A 16355-nucleotide genomic window follows, 5' to 3' on the forward strand; every position below is an offset into this window, starting at 1 on the left:
TACTCACCAGTATCCCCCAATCGGCGCACTCGGGACAGCGTTTCCGCTACTCTTCGGCCGATGCGGACTCCCTCCCGACTCCTGGGCGCCGGCGTGGTCCTCCTCTGCTTGCTGGCGCCCGCCACCGCGGCGCACGCGGCCCCGCTCCCCGACGACTTCCTGTGGGGCGTGGCGACGTCCGGGTTCCAATCGGAGGGTTCCTCACCCGACAGCAACTGGCGGCGGTATTCCGACTCCGGGCGGACCCACGACGCGATCGGCAACTCCGTCGACTTCCGGCACCGCTACACCGAGGACATCACCCGAGCCGCGGACCTGGGTGTCGACGTCTTCCGGTTCGGCGTCGAATGGGCCCGCCTGCAGCCGGTCCCGGGCGTGTGGGACGAGACCGAACTGCGGTACTACGACGACGTCGTTCACGAGATCACCAGCCGCGGAATGACCCCGATGATCACGCTCGACCACTGGGTGTATCCGGGGTGGGTCGCCGATCGGGGTGGCTGGGCCGACCCGGACACTGTCGACTACTGGCTCGCGAACGCGCAGAAAGTGATCGAGCGCTATTCCGGTGTCGGCGCGCTCTGGATCACGATCAACGAACCGACGGTGTACGTGCAGAAGGAGCTGATGTTCGGCGGCATCGGCCCCGACCGGGCGCCGCAGATGCTCGACCGGCTCGTCGAGGTCCACCGCCGCGCCTACGATCTGATCCACGAGAACGACCCGGGCGCCCGGGTGAGCAGCAACCTCGCGTACATCCCGGCCGCCATGGACGCGGTCGACGCCACCTTCGTCGACCGGGTCCGCGACAAGCTCGACTTCCTCGGCGTCGACTATTACTACGGACTGTCCCTCGACAACCTCACCGCGGTAAACGCGGTCACCGACGCCTTCTACGACATCAGCCCCCAACCGGACGGCATCTACCACGCCCTGATGCGGTACACCCGCAAGTTTCCGGGACTACCGCTGTACGTCGTGGAGAACGGCATGCCCACCGACGACGGGAAACCGCGACCGGACGGCTACACGCGGTCCGATCATCTCCGCGATCACGTCTACTGGCTGGAGCGCGCGCGGGCGGACGGCGCCCCGGTGATCGGATACAGCTACTGGTCGATCACCGACAACTACGAGTGGGGCACGTACCGTCCCCGGTTCGGTCTGTTCACCGTCGACGCGCTGACCGATCCCACCCTCACCCGGCGACCGACCGATGCGGTGACGACCTACCGGGAGCTCGTTGCGAACGGGCTCCCGCCCGGCTATGAACCCGAACGCCGTGCCGGTGTCTGTTCCCTCGTGAATCCGCCGCTCAGCTGCATCGATCCCCCGTAGAACGGTTGCCGCCGGGGCGCGACGTACCATCGCCTGGTGTCGTGGCAGATGTGGTGTGCAGTGCTCGGGGCCTCGTGCGTGATCAGTTTGTCCCCGGGGGCGGGCGCGATCGCGTCGATGGCCGCGGGGATGCGGTTCGGGTTGCGTCGCGGCTACTGGAACATCGCGGGTCTCCAGCTGGGGTTGCTGCTGCAGATCGCGGTGGTCGCCGCCGGACTCGGGGCGCTGCTCGCGAACTCGACACTCGCGTTCACGGTGATCAAGTGGTTCGGCGTCGCATACCTGGTGTATCTCGGCATCCGGCAGTGGCGGGCGAGTGCGACCGATGTGTCCGGCGTCGACGGCGAGGTCGCCGAGACCAGCGGTCCGGCGATGACCCTGCGCGGGTTCCTGGTCAATGCCAGCAACCCGAAGGCCGTCGTCTTCATGCTCGCGGTGCTCCCGCAGTTCATCACCCCGTCGGCGCCGCTGCTCCCCCAGTACCTGATCATCGCCGCCACCATGGTCGCGGTCGACGTCGTCGTCATGACCGGCTACACCGGGCTGGCGTCGAAGGTCCTGCGGCTGATGCGGTCACCACGGCAGCAGCGCACCACCAACCGGACGTTCTCCGGATTGTTCTTCGTCGCGGCCACGTTCCTGGCGACGATTCGCCGCGCCGTCTGATCCGTGAGTACTTCTTAACCGCGGGCGGTTAAGAAGTACTCACGGGTGGGGTCACATGTCGAGGCCGAGATCCAGCACGGTGACGGAATGGGTGAGCGCACCGACCGCGAGGTAGTCGACTCCCGTGCCGGCGTACTCGGCCGCGACGTCCAGCGTGAGACCGCCCGACGACTCCAGCTTGGTGCCGGGCGCGTTCGCGTCGCGGCGTTGCACGGCGATCTGCGTCTGCCACAGCGGGAAATTGTCGAGCAGCACCAGTTCGACGTTCTCGGCCAGCACCTCGTCGAGTTGCTCGAGGCTGTCGACCTCTACCTCGCACTCGATGTCCGGTGCGGCGGCGCGCACGGCCCGGAGCGCCGCCACCACCGAACCGGCGGCCGCGACGTGGTTGTCCTTGATCAGTGCCGCGTCGCCGAGGCCCATGCGGTGATTGACGCCGCCGCCCACCCGGACGGCGTACTTCTGCAGCGCGCGCAGTCCCGGCAGCGTCTTGCGACTGTCCCGAATCTTCGCCCCGGTGCCCTCGACCGCGTCCACCCAGGCGGACGTCGCGGTGGCGATGCCGGACAGGTGGCACACCAGGTTGAGCATCGTCCGCTCCGCGGTGAGCAGCCCCTGCGTGGGCGCGCTGACCGTCAGCACGGCCTGACCGGGCACGACCCGGGTGCCGTCGGCGACCCGGTCGAGAACCTCGTAGCGGCCCGCCCCGATCACCTCGTCGAGCACCAGCAGTCCCACGTCGAGGCCGGCGACGGTGCCGTGTGCACGGGAGACCACGGACGCCTTGGCCACCGCGTCGGCGGGGACCGTGGACGACGACGTCACGTCCGGTCCGTACCGCAAGTCCTCGTCCAGGGCGAGACGCACGAGCGCACGCACCTCGTCCGCGTCCAGACCGTCGGGAAGGGCATGGTCGGACATCACAGCACTCCTGTCAGTTGGGGTTCGAGAAGCTCGAGTTCGCCGTCGCGCAGGCGGACGTGCGTGCTGCGGCGCCACTCGTCGGACGTCTGCGGGTAGTCGCTGCGGGTGTGGCATCCACGACTTTCGGTCCGCGCAGCGGCGGCGAGTACCAGTGCTGACGCCGTCAGGGTCAGCACTGCGTCTTCGAGCGCGGTCTCACCCTCGGGCACCGTGCGCGGCGCGCCGGTGAGGGCGGCGGCCACCGCTTCGAGGCCGGCACCGTCCCGGACGACGGACACGTTGCCGGTCATCAACTGCTGCACCAGTTCCCGCGGTGCGGACGGCAGGGCACGCTGCTCGGGGTCGGTTGCCTCGACGCGGACGCCGGCGCGTTCGACGGCCGCGGCGCCGACCCGCTCGCCGACCACCAGGCCTTCGAGGAGACTGTTGGAGGCCAGCCGGTTCGCTCCGTGCAGCCCGGTGCGGGCCACCTCCCCCGCTGCGTAGAGGCCGGGGACGGCGGTGCGTCCGTCGACGTCGGTGACCACTCCGCCGCACGAGTAGTGCGCGGCGGGCGCGACCGGGATCAGATGTTCGCGCGGATCGATCCCGGCTTCCAGGCAGGATGCCGTCACGGTCGGGAACCGCTGCGCGAACCCGGACAGGTGACGCGCGTCGAGGTAGACGTGGTCGTGACCCAGTTTCCGAAGCCTCGACGCGATCGCCCGCGACACGACGTCGCGGGGGGCGAGGTCGCCGCGCGGATGCACACCCGTGGTCACCGAATCGCCGTTCGCGTCGACGAGGATCGCGCCCTCGCCGCGGACGGCCTCGCTGATCAGCGGACGCCGTCCGAGACCGCCGGGGGTGAACAGGACGGTCGGGTGGAACTGCACGAACTCGAGATCGGCGACGGCCGCCCCTGCGTCCAGCGCGAGAGCGATGCCGTCCGCAGTGGCTCCGGGCGGGTTGGTACTGCAGGCGTACAGCTGCCCGAGCCCGCCGGTCGCCAGGAGGACGGCCGGTGTGTGGACGACGCCGAGTCCGCGCGGCGAATCCACGAGCACGCCGGTGACTCCGCGCGCATCCGTGAGCACGCGTACGGCGCAACTGTCGAACAGGACCGGAAGACCGGCGGCACCCAGGGCGCGCTGCACCTCGGCGCCCGTGGCGTCCCCGCCTGCGTGAATGATCCGCCGGGTACTGTGCCCGCCCTCGCGGGTGCGCGAGACGGCGCCGTCACGGCCTCGGTCGAACACCGCGCCCAGATCGGTCAGCGCGGCCACGGCATCACGGCCGCCCGCCACGATCGACCGCACGCCGTCCTCGTCGCACAGGCCCACCCCGGCCTCGCACGTGTCGGCGACGTGCGACTCGACCGAATCGGTGACGGCGTCACCCACCACCGCGATACCGCCTTGCGCGTACTGCGTGGCGGTGTCCGTCGCCCCACCCTTGCTGACGGTGAGCACGGTCAGCCCGCGCAGCGAGGCGGTGCGTGCGGCCGTCAGTCCGGCCACACCACCGCCCACGACCACGAGGTCGGCGTGCTCTTCCCAGGAAATCCCCCGGGCCGGGCTGCTCACTCGCCGCCGCCCGGGTTTCCGATCTCGATCATGCGCTGCACCGACTTGCGGGCACGCTCCGCGGTCGCGAGATCGACGTGAACCTCGTCCTTGCCCTCGAGCAGGCAGCGGAGCAGGGCCGCGGGGGTGATCATCTTCATGTACGGGCAGGACGCGCGGTCGTTGACGGCCTGGAAGTCGACCTCCGGCGCGGCCTTGCGGAGCTGGTGCAGCATTCCGACCTCGGTGGCCACGAGAACCTGCTTCGCCCCGGTCGCGCGGGCGGCGTCGAGCATGCCGCCCGTCGACAGGATCTTCACCTTGTCCGCGGGCACGAACCCTTCGCCGGCCAGGTAGAGAGCCGAGGTGGCGCAGCCGCATTCGGGGTGCACGAACAGTTCGGCACCGGGGTGCGCCTTGGCCTGCGCGGTGAGCTCGTCGCCGTTGATGCCGGCGTGGACGTGGCACTCACCCGCCCAGATCTGCATGTTCTTGCGGCCGGTAACACGCTTGACGTGAGCGCCGAGGAACTGGTCGGGCAGGAACAAGACCTCACGGTCGGGGTCGATCGACGCGACCACGTCGACGGCGTTGGACGACGTGCAGCAGATGTCCGTCAGACCCTTCACCTCGGCGGTGGTGTTGACGTACGACACGACGACGGCGTCGGGGAACTCCGCCTTCCACTCACGCAGCTGATCGGCGTTGATCGAGTCGGCCAGCGAGCAGCCCGCGCGCTCGTCGGGGATCAGCACGGTCTTGGCGGGGCTGAGGATCTTCGCGGTCTCGGCCATGAAGTGCACACCGCAGAACACGATGGTGTCCTCGGGGGCTTCGGCCGCGATGCGCGAGAGTGCCAGGGAGTCGCCGACGTGGTCGGCTACGTCCTGGATGGCGGGCAACTGGTAGTTGTGTGCAAGGAGGGTCGCTCCCCGCTCACGCGCCAGCCGTTTGATCTCGGCAGCCCACTCTTCGCTCGCCTCGACGCCCGCGTAACCGCCGGGACCGTCCTGAATCTGCGGGTTGGTACCCGCCCACAACGTCGTGGTCGTCATGGCTTGCTCCTTCACCGTGAACTCGGGCGGGCTGGCCCGAATTTCCGCAATCGAGGTTTTCGACTTAGGATCGAAAACATGCCCAATAGTAACACCACGCATGAAGTGCTTACCGCGGTGTTCCAGGTTCGCCACTTCCCCGACCACATCACCGCAGGTCAGAGCGGTGATGTGCGTCACGCGGCGGGCACGGGCGAGCTCGCTGTGCTGCTGTGGCAACGGGCCCTCGATCCCCAGGCAGGCGCCTGGTCCCTGCCCGGCGGACTGCTCCACGCGGACGAGGACCTCACGACCTCCGCGCGACGCCAGCTGGCCGAGAAGGTGGACGTGCAGGAGGTCTCCCACCTCGAGCAGCTGTCGGTGTTCAGCGATCCGCATCGAGTGCCCGGCCCGCGCACCATCGCGTCGACCTTCCTCGGGCTCGTCCCCCTCCCCGCCGACCCGCAGCTGCCTCCGGACACCGCGTGGCATCCGGTGTCCGCGCTCCCCGAGACGGCGTTCGACCACGGCACCGTCGTGCGGCACGCGCGGACCCGCCTCGCGGCCAAGCTCTCCTACACCAACATCGCGTTCGGTTTGGCCCCCGACGAGTTCTCCATGTCGACACTGCGTGAGATCTACTGCGCCGCACTCGGGTACCAGGTGGATGCGACCAACCTCCAGCGCGTCCTCGGACGACGTGGGGTGCTGACTCCCACCGGGAACACAGCGCCGTCGGGCCGCACCGGCGGGCGCCCGGCCGCGCTCTACCGGTTCACCGACTCCACCCTGCGGGTGACCGACGAGTTCGCGGCACTTCGACCGCCGAGCTGACCGCGCACGTCAGGCCGCCTCCACACGTCCGGGCGACGGAGTTCGGCGCCGCCACGCCGATGCGATCGCCGGCTCCGCGCCGAGCACCGAATCGATGCGGCCGAAGCGGCCGACGACGCGGTCGAGGAGCCGCTCGACCTGCCGGGGGTCGGCCGGATCGGCGGCGACGGCGAGCAGCCGGTGACTGGACATGCCCGGCATGATCCGGACCAGTTCCGCGACGGTGCGGGCGGTCACCGCGACGCACCAGCCGGACTCGAGCAACTCCTGCGCGGTGCGCGTGCCCTGCTCACTACCCGCAGCGGTCACCAGCACGACTCCGCGGATCGGGCGGGCTTCGTTCGTACGCATCATCTTCGCCTCCTGAGGGATCGACACTTCCGATTCCAGGAAAGCGCGGGTACTCGAGTGCGCGATGAGGGCACGCTGTGAGTTCGCCGGGAGCCGGTCTCACGCCTGGGCGAGCCCCCGCCAGAACGTGTCCGATGCGGCGGTGACGACTTCGTCCACCGGCGCGCCGTCGAGCATTCCGCCTGCGGCGAGGGTCGCGATCCCGTGGAACGTCGCGAACGCGACGAGGGCGATGCGCGATGCGTCCCCGGGTCCGATGTCGCCCGCGGCCTGGGCTTCGGTCACGATCCGGACCGTCAGGTCCATCGAGGCGTGGCCGGCCTCCACGACCTGGGAGGCGGCTCCGGGCGCGTGCTTGTTGCCGTACATGAGGGCCAGCAACTCCCGGTGTGCGAGCGCGAAGCTCACGTAGGCGCCGGCGAGCGCGGCGAAGCGGGCCCGGGCGTGGGGTTCCGCCTGCTCGACGGCGCGTTCGAGGGCGGCGGTGAGGCGCAGGAAACCGGACTCCGCGAGTGCGTCGAGCAGCGCCTGACGGTCCCGGAAGTGCTTGCTGGGTGCGGCGTGGCTGACCCCGGCCTCGCGGGCGAGCTGCCGCAGGGAGAGTCCGTCGACGCCGTCCTTCTCGAGCGTGCTCTCGGCGCGCGCGAGCAGCACCTGGCGAAGACTCCCATGGTGGTAGGGCTGTTCGGCGACGGACATACCGCTAGCCTAACAAGATGTTGTCATTGACTACATAGATGGCACTGACTACATTCGAGGACACCCCACCGCTAGGAGCAGACATGTCCTTCGACGCATCCGGAACCACCGTCCTCATCACCGGCGCGAGCGCGGGCCTCGGAGTCGAATTCGCCCGCCGGTTCGCCGGCCGGGGTGCAGATCTCGTCCTCGTCGCCCGCCGCGCCGACCGGCTCGAGCAACTCGCCACCGAACTCCGCGCCGCGCACCACGTGTCGGTCACCGTGCTCCCGTTCGACCTCGCGACACAAGGCGCCGGGGAGCGATTGCGCAGCGAACTGACCGCCCGCGACATCCGCGTCGACTCACTGATCAACAACGCGGGATTCGGGACGCACGGAGATTTCGCGTCCGCCGACCTGGAGCGCCTCACCTCCGAGATCCAGCTCAACGTCACCACCCTCGTCGAGCTGTCGCACACGTTCCTGCCCGACCTGCTCCGGGGACGCGGCGCACTCGTGAATGTGGCGAGCACCGCCGCGTTCCAGCCGACTCCCGGCATGGCCGTGTACGGGGCGACGAAGGCGTTCGTCCTCAGCTTCACGGAGGCGTTGTGGGCCGAGGCGCGAGGGACGGGCCTCACCGTGCTCGCCGTCTGCCCGGGCCCCACGCGCACCGAGTTCTTCGACGTCGTCGGCTCCGAGGACGCCGCCGTCGGTCGCATGCAGACCGCGGATCAGGTGGTGACGACAGCGTTGCGCGCCCTGGACCGGCGCAGCACCCCGCCGAGCGTCGTCTCCGGGCTGATGAACTGGGTGTCGTCGATCAGCACCCGATTCGCGACTCGCCGCATCGGCGCTCTCGCCAGCGGGCGCCTCCTCGGGGACGTGCGGATGCGGACCTCGATCACGAAGTAAGGGTCGCGTCGCGCTCTTCCGGCTCGTCGAGTTCGACCGGAGGATCGCCGACGCCGAGATCGTCGTACGGGTTGAGCGCGGCGAGCACCAACGTCACGACGCAGGCGACGAGCGGCTGGAAGATCAGCACCAGGAGGGTCCCGATCCCCGGCGCGACCGCCACGACCGTGCCGGCGGTCGAGGTGTCGGGGTCGGGGAACCGCAGCGCGGCCACACCGATTCCACCGAGCGCCATCACACCGGCCCCGACCACACTGCCCGCGAGGACGGCGCCCAGCGCGACCGGGCCGCGACTTCTCCGCGCCGTCCACGCCGCGACCGCGGTGAGGATGCCGACCACCAGGCCCGCACACGCGAACATCCCGATCGCGTCGAACCGGTGCACACTCTCCCCCGTCAGCGACACCCCGCGGTCGGGGGCGACCACCAGCAGGTGCTCGGGCGGTGCGAGGACTCCCCACAGCACACCGGCGAGCGCACTCGCCACCACCGTCCCGCAGAAGATTCCGGCGGCAGAGCGAAGCCTGAAGCGCGGGAGCGTGGTCACCCGTCCGACGCTACCGCCGTCCGCCGCAGATCGAGTCGAACACACCGTGGCGGGAACATTTCGCCCACCAGCCGTCCGGGCTGATCTGCACCACCATCCGGCGGCCGCACGCCTCGCAGAAGCGGGGCGGTTCGAGCCCCAGCTGCGCGGCGGTGGGGACGGCGTCGTCCACACCGGGCACCACGCGCCGGCCGGTGTACGGGTTGTAGCGCTCCTCGGGGCGGTCGACCCGCTCCTCGGGGCGGTCGACCCGATCCTCGGGGCGGTCGCCCATGATCGCCTCTACCATGATCGTCACAGGGTGTCGTTCAGTGCCTTGATCGGCATCTGCAAATCGACGAGCAGGTCGAGATCCTGTTCGGCCGGCCGGCCGAGGGTCGTGAGGTAATTGCCGACGATGACGGCGTTGATGCCGCCGAGGATGCCCTGCCTGGCCCCGAGGTCGCCGAGCGTGATCTCGCGGCCGCCCGCGAACCGGAGGATGGTGCGGGGCAGCGCGAGGCGGAACGCGGCCACCGACTTGAGGGCCTCGCTCGCCGGCAGGACCTCGAGGTCGCCGAACGGGGTTCCGGGGCGCGGATTGAGGAAGTTCAGCGGCACCTCGTCGGGTTCGAGTTCGGCAAGGTTGGCCGCGAACTCGGCGCGCTGCTCGAGGCTCTCGCCCATGCCGAGGATGCCGCCGCAGCACACCTCCATGCCCGCCTCGCGCACCATGCGGAGGGTGTTCCACCGCTCATCCCACGTGTGGGTGGTGACGACGTTCGGGAAGTGGGACTTCGACGTCTCCAGGTTGTGGTTGTAGCGGTGCACACCCATCGCGGCGAGCTGGTCGACCTGCTCCTGGGTGAGCATGCCCAGTGAGCAGGCGATCTGGATGTCGACCTCGTTGCGGATCGCCTCGATGCCGGCAGCGACCTGGGCGAGCAACCGCTCGTCGGGGCCGCGGACGGCGGCGACGATGCAGAATTCGCTGGCGCCGGATTTGGCGGTCTGCTTGGCGGCCTCCACGAGCGACGGGATGTCGAGCCACGCCGCGCGCACCGGCGACTGGAACAGGCCGGACTGCGAGCAGAAGTGGCAGTCCTCGGGGCAGCCGCCGGTCTTGAGGCTGATGATGCCCTCGACCTCGACCTCGGGACCGCACCACTTCATGCGCACGTCGTGTGCGAGGGCGAGGAGTTCCTCGAGGCGGTCGTCGGGAAGTTGCAGGACCTCGAGCACCTGGCTCTCGTCGAGCGCCTCACCGCGCTCGAGAACCTGCTCACGCGCGAGGGCGAGGATGTCTGTCTGTACCGGGGCCGATGTCACACGTATCTCCTGGAAAATGGGCCGATCACGTGCCGTGGATCGACTGAACCGAAAAATTGAACACCGTACAAGTTGAACGGTGTTCACGTTAGATCCGTGGTGGAATACTGTCAAAGCCGAAGCGGGCTTTTCGACGAGATTGGGAGATCACACAGTGCAATTGCGACGCGGCGACGTACTCGACGGCGCAATGGCCATCCTCGACGAGTTCGGCCTCGCCGACCTCACGATGCGCAGACTCGCGACGGCCCTCGGCGTGCAGCCGGGCGCCCTGTACTGGCATTTCCCCAACAAGCAGACACTGCTCGGGGCCCTCGCCGACAAGATCCTCGAAGACGTCGACGCCCCGGTCACGGCCCCCGGCTGGGACGCGGAGTTCACCGAACTGGCCCACCGGCTCCGCACCGCGCTGCTCGCCCACCGCGACGGCGCCGAACTGGTCTCCGCCACCTACGCGTCCCGGATGACCAACTCCCGGGTCCGGGAAAGCTTCGCAGCAGTCGGCCTGCGATCCGGACTGTCCCGCGAACACGCGGAACTGTCGTCCTACTCGCTGCTGTACTACGTTCTCGGCCACACGGTCGACGAGCAGTCGCGGGCGCAGATGGAGTCGGCAGGCGCCCTCACCCGGGCGGCCCTCTCACCCGACGCGCCGCAGTCCCCGATCGCGGCGTACGACGAGGATCTCCTCGACGGCGATCCGGCGGTCCGGTTCGACTTCGGCCTGTCGCTGTTCGTCGACGGGATTCGCGCACGCTTGAAAGACTCCGCCCACCGCCCCTGAGCGCGCACAATTGAGTCGACGTCGCGTCGTCCACTCGAGGACCGCGCGGCGCCTCCGACGGCCAAGGGACGGACGCGATGACGTCTTCACTCGGCCGCCGCACCGGAACGGTTCTCGCGGCGGCACTCACACTGTCGCTCCTCGGCGCGCCCACCCCGGCGGCAGCACAGACTGGCGGCGATCCGGGTGTCGTCGTCGTCGTGACGCCGGTGGCGCCGGACGCGCAGCCGCCGGGCGTCGCCGACGCCACGTACGTCACCTACTGGACGACGGGGCCGATGAACGAACCGGCGCTCAGCACCGGCGCGGTACTACTGCCCCCCGGTGAGGCGCCGCCCGGCGGGTGGCCCGTCGTGTCCTGGGCCCACGGAACGGTCGGCATCGCTGACAAGTGCGCACCGACGGTGACGGGAAAACTCGTCGGACCGTACGTCCAGCACTGGCTCGACCAGGGCTACGCCGTCGTCGCAACGGACTACGTCGGCCTCGGCACACCCGGTGTGCACCCGTACCTGGACGGCCCGACGGAGGCGCACAGCGTGATCGACATGGTGCGCGCCGCGCGGACCATCACGCCGTCACTGTCGAACCGTTGGGTCGCGATCGGCCAATCGCAGGGTGGCCACGCCGCTCTCGTCGCCGCCTCGATGGCCACGACGTACGCACCCGACCTCGACTTCCGGGGCACCGTCGCCACCGGCGCCCCGTCCAATCTCGAGAACCTCGCACCACTCGTCGGCCCGGGTTTCCCGCAGCTCCCCCTCACCGGAAGCACGGTGTTCGTGGCGTACGCGCTCGCCGGACTACGCGCGTCGCGGCCCGACCTCGACGTCGACAGCTACCTCACACCGCTCGGCGTCGACGTTCTGAATCGCGTCGAATCGCTCTGCTACGAGGAGGCGGCCCCGCAACTCGGCGGGATCTCGATCGGACAGTTGATGTCCCGCCCCCTCGACGACCCGGCGGTCCTGGCGGCGCTGCGCACCACACTGGGAGTTTCCGTGCGGGGCTACGACCGGCCGCTGTTCATCGGACAGGGACTGTTCGACGACGTCGTCCCCATCCCCCTCACCTGGAAACTCACCGCCGACCTCGCCGCGAACGGGCAGCAGTTCGTGTTCCGGACGTATCCGACGGGGCATCTCTACACCATGCCCGCGTCCCTGCCCGATACCAGTGCGTTCGTCCGGAGCCTGTTCAGCTAGTAGTATCCACTGGTAAGACCACTTGACCTCTTACCTGTTGCCGACCTAATGTCGTGGTCATGATGTTCGAGCCGATCGCGCGGAAATCCGCCTCCACCGAAGTCTTCGATCAGATCACCGCGCGTGTGCTGGGCGGCGACCTCGCCGCCGGCGACGCCCTGCCGAGCGAGCGACGCCTGGCCGAAGCCTTCGGGGTGTCCCGGCCCGCGGTCCGGGAGGCGATCCAGAAGCTGGCCCAGGCCGGACTCGTCGAGGTCCGGCAGGGCGACGCCACCTCGGTCCGCGACTTCCGGCAGCACGGCGGGCCCGAGCTGCTGTCCCAGCTGCTGGTCCGCGACGGCGTACCCGATTGGGCGGTGGTCCGGAGCGTTCTCGAGGCCCGGCGGATGATCGGCGTGCAGGTCGCGCGGCTCGCTGCGGGCCGGGCGACCGACGAGTCGGGTGCCGCTCTCCGCGAAGCCGTGGATCACCTCGCCTCCGACAGCGACGCGGTCGCGCAGCAGGTCGGCGCCCTGGCCTTCTGGGAGCGTGTCGTCGACACGGCCGATTCCATCGCATTCCGGCTCATCTTCAACAGCCTCCGCAACGCGTACGAACCGACCATGACGGCGATGGCCGCCGTCATGGTCGCGGAAGTCGGACGCACCGACCTGTATTACGAGCTGGCAGACGCGATCTCCGTACACGACGAAGTCGCCGCGGCACAGACCGCCACCACACTCCTCGACCTCGGAACGGCAGCCGTCACGGCCGTGATCGACGCGCTCCACCACCACGATTCGGAGAAGGACACATGACCACGAAACCTTCCGCAGATCGCCGCCAACGCAGGTCGATCACCCTGCGCGACGCCGCAGACCAGTTCCGCCGCCACCCGTCCCCGTGGATGATCGGCGGCATGCTGGTCGCCGCGGTGGCCGCCCGCCTGATCGTCGGCGACTGGCAGCTGACCGATGCCGTGCTTCCGCTGGTGATGCTGGCCGTGTTCCCGTTCGCCGAATGGGTCATCCACGTCTGCATCCTGCACTGGAAACCCCGAAAGGTCCTGGGCCTCACCGTCGATTCGCTGCTCGCCCGGAAGCACCGCGAGCACCACGTCGACCCCCGGGACGTCCCGCTGGTCTTCATCCCGTGGCAGACGCTGATGTGGCTGATTCCGATTCTCGTAGCCGTCTCGCTGCTCGCGTTCCCGCGCACCGGACTCGGACTGACCTTCCTGGTGGTGCTGAGTGTCCTGGGCGTCCTTTACGAATGGACGCACTACCTCATCCACAGCGACTACAAGCCGAACTCCCAGCTGTACCGCGCGGTCTGGCGCAACCACCGCCATCACCACTACAAGAACGAGCACTACTGGTTCACCGTCACCACCGCGGGAACCGCCGACCGGATCCTGGGCACCGACCCCGACCCCGAATCGGTCGAGAAGTCGCCCACCGCCCGCAACCTCCACGCCGTGCGCTGACGCGCCCGTGAGTACATGTTAACGTCGGGCGGTTAATAAGTACTCACGGGTGCCGGAGGCGCTAACCGCGACGAAAGAGCTTGTTGCCCAACCAGACAACCGGGTCGTACCGGCGGTCGACCACCCGCTCCTTCATCGGAATGATGGCGTTGTCGGTGATCTTGATGTTTTCGGGGCACACCTCGGTGCAGCACTTGGTGATGTTGCAGAGTCCGAGACCGAACTCCTCCTGTGCCGCGTCACGACGATCCGCGGTGTCGAGCGGGTGCATCTCCAATTCGGCTACGCGGATAAAGAAGCGTGGGCCGGAGAACGCCGGCTTGTTGTCGTCGTGATCACGGACGACGTGACAGGTGTTCTGGCACAGGAAGCACTCGATGCACTTGCGGAACTCCTGTGACCGTTCGACATCGACCTGCTGCATTCGGTACTCACCCGGCCCGAGCCCCGGCGGCGGGGTGAACGAGGGGATCTCCCGAGCCTTCGCGTAGTTGAACGACACGTCGGTGACGAGGTCCCGGATGACGGGGAACGCCCGCAGCGGCGTCACCGTCACCACCTCGTCTTCCGCGAACGTCGACATCCGCGTCATGCAGAGCAGCCGGGGCTGGCCGTTGATCTCCGCGGAACACGAGCCGCACTTGCCCGCCTTGCAGTTCCATCGCACCGCCAGATCCGGGGTCTGTGTCGCCTGCAACCGGTGGATGATGTCGAGCACCACCTCACCTTCGTTGACGGGAATGGAGTAGTCCTGGAGGGCGCCGCCGTCGGCGTCGCCGCGCCACACCCGGAACCGTGCGTCGTAACCCATCAGGCCTTCCTTCCCGGATGTTCCGCGAGTTCGGCGTCGGTGTAGTACTTGGCCAGCTCCTCGATATCGAAGAGCTCCAGCAGTTCTGCGCGCATCGGCAACTGGGGCTCGCGGGTGACGGTGACGTCGGGTACCACAGCATCGGGATGCGCGGACATGTCGCCGACCACGCTGCACACCAGCAGGGTGTTGCGCCAGTCCGCTTCCATACTGGGGTGGTCGTCGCGGGTGTGTCCGCCGCGGCTTTCCGTGCGCAGCAGTGCCGCCTGCGCGACGCATTCGCTGACCAGCACCATGTTCCGCAGGTCCACGGCGAGGTGCCATCCCGGGTTGAACTGGCGGTGCCCCTCCACCTCCACGCCCCCGATCCGGCCCTTGATCTCGGTGAGTTTCTCCAGGGCGCGGACGATCTCGTCTTCCTTCCGGATGATGCCGACGAGGTCGTTCATGGTCTGCTGCAGTTCGGTGTGGAGCGTGTACGGGTTCTCGGTGGTGCCTCCCTCCCCGACCGCAGGATCGAACGGCGACAACAGCATCCGCGCCGCCGCATCCACCGCGTCCGCGGACACGACCGGCCGTTCCTGCAGCGACTTCACGTACTCCGCCGCCCCCAGTCCGGCGCGACGCCCGAACACGAGAAGGTCGGACAGCGAATTGCCGCCGAGCCGATTGGAGCCGTGCATCCCGCCCGAGCACTCCCCCGCGGCGAACAGACCCGCGACGCTGGACGACCCGCTGTCGGGGTCCACTTCGATGCCCCCCATCACGTAGTGGCAGGTGGGTCCGACCTCCATCTGCTCCTTGGTGATGTCGACGTCCGCGAGTTCCTTGAACTGGTGGTACATCGAGGGCAGCCGCCGGACGATCTCGTCGGCGGGCATCCGCGACGCGATGTCGAGGTATACGCCACCGTGCGGGGTCTGCCGTCCGGCCTTGACCTCGGAGTTGATGGCCCGGGCGACCTCGTCGCGGGGCAGCAGATCCGGTGTGCGGCGGTTGTTGTCGGAATCCTTGTACCAGCCGTCGGCCTCTTCCTCGGTCTCCGCGTACTGGCCTTTGAACACCGGCGGAATGTAGGAGAACATGAACCGGTCGCCCTCGGAGTTCTTCAGGACGCCTCCGTCGCCGCGGACGCCCTCCGTCACGAGGATGCCCTTGACGCTGGGTGGCCACACCATGCCGGTGGGGTGGAACTGGACGAACTCCATGTTGATGAGGTTGGCGCCGGCGCGCAGGGCGAGGGCGTGACCGTCGCCGGTGTACTCCCACGAGTTCGACGTCACCTTGAACGACTTGCCGATTCCACCCGTGGCCATCACGATGGCGGGCGCCTCGAACAGGACGAAACGTCCACTCTCACGCCAGTATCCGAAGGCGCCCGAGATCCGGTCGCCGTCCTTGGTGAGTTCGGAGATGGTGCACTCGGCGAAGATCTTGACCCGGGCCTCGTAGTCGCCGGTGGCGGCGAAATCCTCCTGCTGCAGCGACACGATCTTCTGCTGCATGGTGCGGATCAGTTCGAGTCCGGTTCGGTCACCGACGTGCGCGAGCCGCGGATACGTGTGGCCACCGAAGTTGCGCTGGCTGATCCGGCCGTCCGGGGTCCGGTCGAACAGTGCGCCGTATGTTTCGAGTTCCCACACCCGGTCGGGCGCCTCGCGGGCGTGCAGTTCGGCCATTCGCCAGTTATTGAGGAACTTGCCGCCGCGCATCGTGTCCTGGAAATGGGTCTGCCACGTGTCCTTCTCGTTGGCGTTTCCCATCGCGGCGGCGCAGCCACCCTCTGCCATGACCGTGTGTGCCTTGCCGAACAGCGACTTGCAGACGACGGCGACGGACAGGCCCTGCTCCCGGGCCTCGATGACGGCTCGCAGTCCGGCGCCCCCGGCACCGATGACCACGACGTCGTACTGGTGCCGTTCGACTTCCGTCATTCCACTCCCTCTTCG

At 68.7% G+C, this 16355-nt stretch carries 18 protein-coding genes; 8 read left to right on the top strand and 10 right to left on the bottom strand.

Translation table 11 applies throughout. From position 1 onward, the window contains the following. The first annotated feature begins 60 nt into the window (after positions 1-60). Positions 61-1338, top strand: coding sequence for a glycoside hydrolase family 1 protein (locus ACFVJ3_RS13570; protein WP_378452512.1), 1278 nt, complete (start codon positions 61-63; stop codon positions 1336-1338). A 36-nt stretch (positions 1339-1374) separates the two neighbouring features. Further along, positions 1375-2004, top strand: a complete 630-nt coding sequence (locus ACFVJ3_RS13575; RefSeq protein ID WP_378452513.1) for a LysE family transporter — start codon at positions 1375-1377, stop codon at positions 2002-2004. A gap of 51 nt (positions 2005-2055) precedes the next feature. On the opposite strand, the gene nadC is transcribed toward ACFVJ3_RS13575, so the two are convergent. The 3 genes from nadC to nadA are packed head-to-tail and all read right to left on the bottom strand — an operon-like array spanning position 2056 to position 5527. Then, complete coding sequence (nadC, locus tag ACFVJ3_RS13580) at positions 2056-2925, bottom strand: carboxylating nicotinate-nucleotide diphosphorylase (RefSeq protein ID WP_378452514.1); 870 nt, start codon at positions 2923-2925, stop codon at positions 2056-2058. After that, positions 2925-4493, bottom strand: coding sequence for an L-aspartate oxidase (locus tag ACFVJ3_RS13585; protein WP_378452515.1), 1569 nt, complete (start codon positions 4491-4493; stop codon positions 2925-2927). Before ACFVJ3_RS13585 ends, nadC begins: the two co-directional genes overlap by 1 nt. Continuing rightward, positions 4490-5527, bottom strand: a complete 1038-nt coding sequence (gene nadA, locus ACFVJ3_RS13590; RefSeq protein ID WP_378452516.1) for a quinolinate synthase NadA — start codon at positions 5525-5527, stop codon at positions 4490-4492. Before nadA ends, ACFVJ3_RS13585 begins: the two co-directional genes overlap by 4 nt. 78 nt (positions 5528-5605) lie before the next feature. On the opposite strand from nadA, the gene ACFVJ3_RS13595 reads away from it, so the two are divergent. Further along, positions 5606-6340, top strand: coding sequence for an NUDIX domain-containing protein (locus ACFVJ3_RS13595; protein ID WP_378452517.1), 735 nt, complete (start codon positions 5606-5608; stop codon positions 6338-6340). A 9-nt stretch (positions 6341-6349) separates the two neighbouring features. On the opposite strand, the gene ACFVJ3_RS13600 is transcribed toward ACFVJ3_RS13595, so the two are convergent. Together ACFVJ3_RS13600 and ACFVJ3_RS13605 are read right to left on the bottom strand one after the other, a co-directional pair. Beyond that, on the bottom strand, positions 6350-6694 hold the full coding sequence (locus tag ACFVJ3_RS13600; RefSeq protein ID WP_378452518.1) for an SDR family NAD(P)-dependent oxidoreductase: 345 nt from the start codon (positions 6692-6694) through the stop codon (positions 6350-6352). Between the two features lie 96 nt (positions 6695-6790). Continuing rightward, complete coding sequence (locus ACFVJ3_RS13605; RefSeq protein ID WP_378452519.1) at positions 6791-7390, bottom strand: TetR/AcrR family transcriptional regulator; 600 nt, start codon at positions 7388-7390, stop codon at positions 6791-6793. A gap of 83 nt (positions 7391-7473) precedes the next feature. Between ACFVJ3_RS13605 and ACFVJ3_RS13610 the strand changes: the two genes are divergently transcribed. Continuing rightward, positions 7474-8286, top strand: a complete 813-nt coding sequence (locus ACFVJ3_RS13610; RefSeq protein ID WP_378452520.1) for an SDR family NAD(P)-dependent oxidoreductase — start codon at positions 7474-7476, stop codon at positions 8284-8286. Here ACFVJ3_RS13610 and ACFVJ3_RS13615 read toward each other — a convergent pair. The 3 genes from ACFVJ3_RS13615 to bioB are packed head-to-tail and all read right to left on the bottom strand — an operon-like array spanning position 8276 to position 10141. Next, the gene (locus ACFVJ3_RS13615; RefSeq protein WP_378452521.1) at positions 8276-8833 is read right to left on the bottom strand and encodes a DUF2567 domain-containing protein; all 558 of its coding nucleotides are present in this window, start codon (positions 8831-8833) and stop codon (positions 8276-8278) included. The genes ACFVJ3_RS13610 and ACFVJ3_RS13615 overlap by 11 nt on opposite strands. Before the next feature lie 10 nt (positions 8834-8843). After that, the gene (locus tag ACFVJ3_RS13620; protein WP_378452522.1) at positions 8844-9131 is read right to left on the bottom strand and encodes a hypothetical protein; all 288 of its coding nucleotides are present in this window, start codon (positions 9129-9131) and stop codon (positions 8844-8846) included. Next, the gene (gene bioB, locus ACFVJ3_RS13625) at positions 9128-10141 is read right to left on the bottom strand and encodes a biotin synthase BioB (RefSeq protein ID WP_378452523.1); all 1014 of its coding nucleotides are present in this window, start codon (positions 10139-10141) and stop codon (positions 9128-9130) included. The genes ACFVJ3_RS13620 and bioB overlap by 4 nt, the downstream gene beginning before the upstream one ends. A 154-nt stretch (positions 10142-10295) precedes the next feature. On the opposite strand from bioB, the gene ACFVJ3_RS13630 reads away from it, so the two are divergent. From ACFVJ3_RS13630 to ACFVJ3_RS13645, 4 genes are all read left to right on the top strand, one after another. Further along, a complete protein-coding gene (locus tag ACFVJ3_RS13630) occupies positions 10296-10925 on the top strand; it encodes a TetR/AcrR family transcriptional regulator C-terminal domain-containing protein (RefSeq protein WP_005260290.1) in 630 nt (209 codons plus the stop codon). Positions 10926-11002: 77 nt separating this feature from the next. Continuing rightward, positions 11003-12130, top strand: coding sequence for a lipase family protein (locus ACFVJ3_RS13635; RefSeq protein ID WP_378452524.1), 1128 nt, complete (start codon positions 11003-11005; stop codon positions 12128-12130). A 59-nt stretch (positions 12131-12189) separates the two neighbouring features. Further along, complete coding sequence (locus tag ACFVJ3_RS13640; RefSeq protein ID WP_378452525.1) at positions 12190-12927, top strand: FadR/GntR family transcriptional regulator; 738 nt, start codon at positions 12190-12192, stop codon at positions 12925-12927. Then, positions 12924-13595, top strand: coding sequence for a sterol desaturase family protein (locus ACFVJ3_RS13645; protein ID WP_378452526.1), 672 nt, complete (start codon positions 12924-12926; stop codon positions 13593-13595). Before ACFVJ3_RS13640 ends, ACFVJ3_RS13645 begins: the two co-directional genes overlap by 4 nt. A 61-nt stretch (positions 13596-13656) precedes the next feature. Here ACFVJ3_RS13645 and ACFVJ3_RS13650 read toward each other — a convergent pair whose 3' ends face one another. Next, positions 13657-14406 (bottom strand): succinate dehydrogenase/fumarate reductase iron-sulfur subunit, encoded by a 750-nt coding sequence (locus ACFVJ3_RS13650; RefSeq protein WP_378452527.1) that lies wholly within the window; start codon positions 14404-14406, stop codon positions 13657-13659. Further along, positions 14406-16340, bottom strand: coding sequence for a fumarate reductase/succinate dehydrogenase flavoprotein subunit (locus tag ACFVJ3_RS13655; protein WP_378452528.1), 1935 nt, complete (start codon positions 16338-16340; stop codon positions 14406-14408). Before ACFVJ3_RS13655 ends, ACFVJ3_RS13650 begins: the two co-directional genes overlap by 1 nt. Positions 16341-16355: the final 15 nt, after the last annotated feature.

Origin of the sequence: Rhodococcus sp. NPDC127593, assembly GCF_042671975.1 — a bacterium.
Lineage (GTDB): Bacteria > Actinomycetota > Actinomycetes > Mycobacteriales > Mycobacteriaceae > Rhodococcus_F.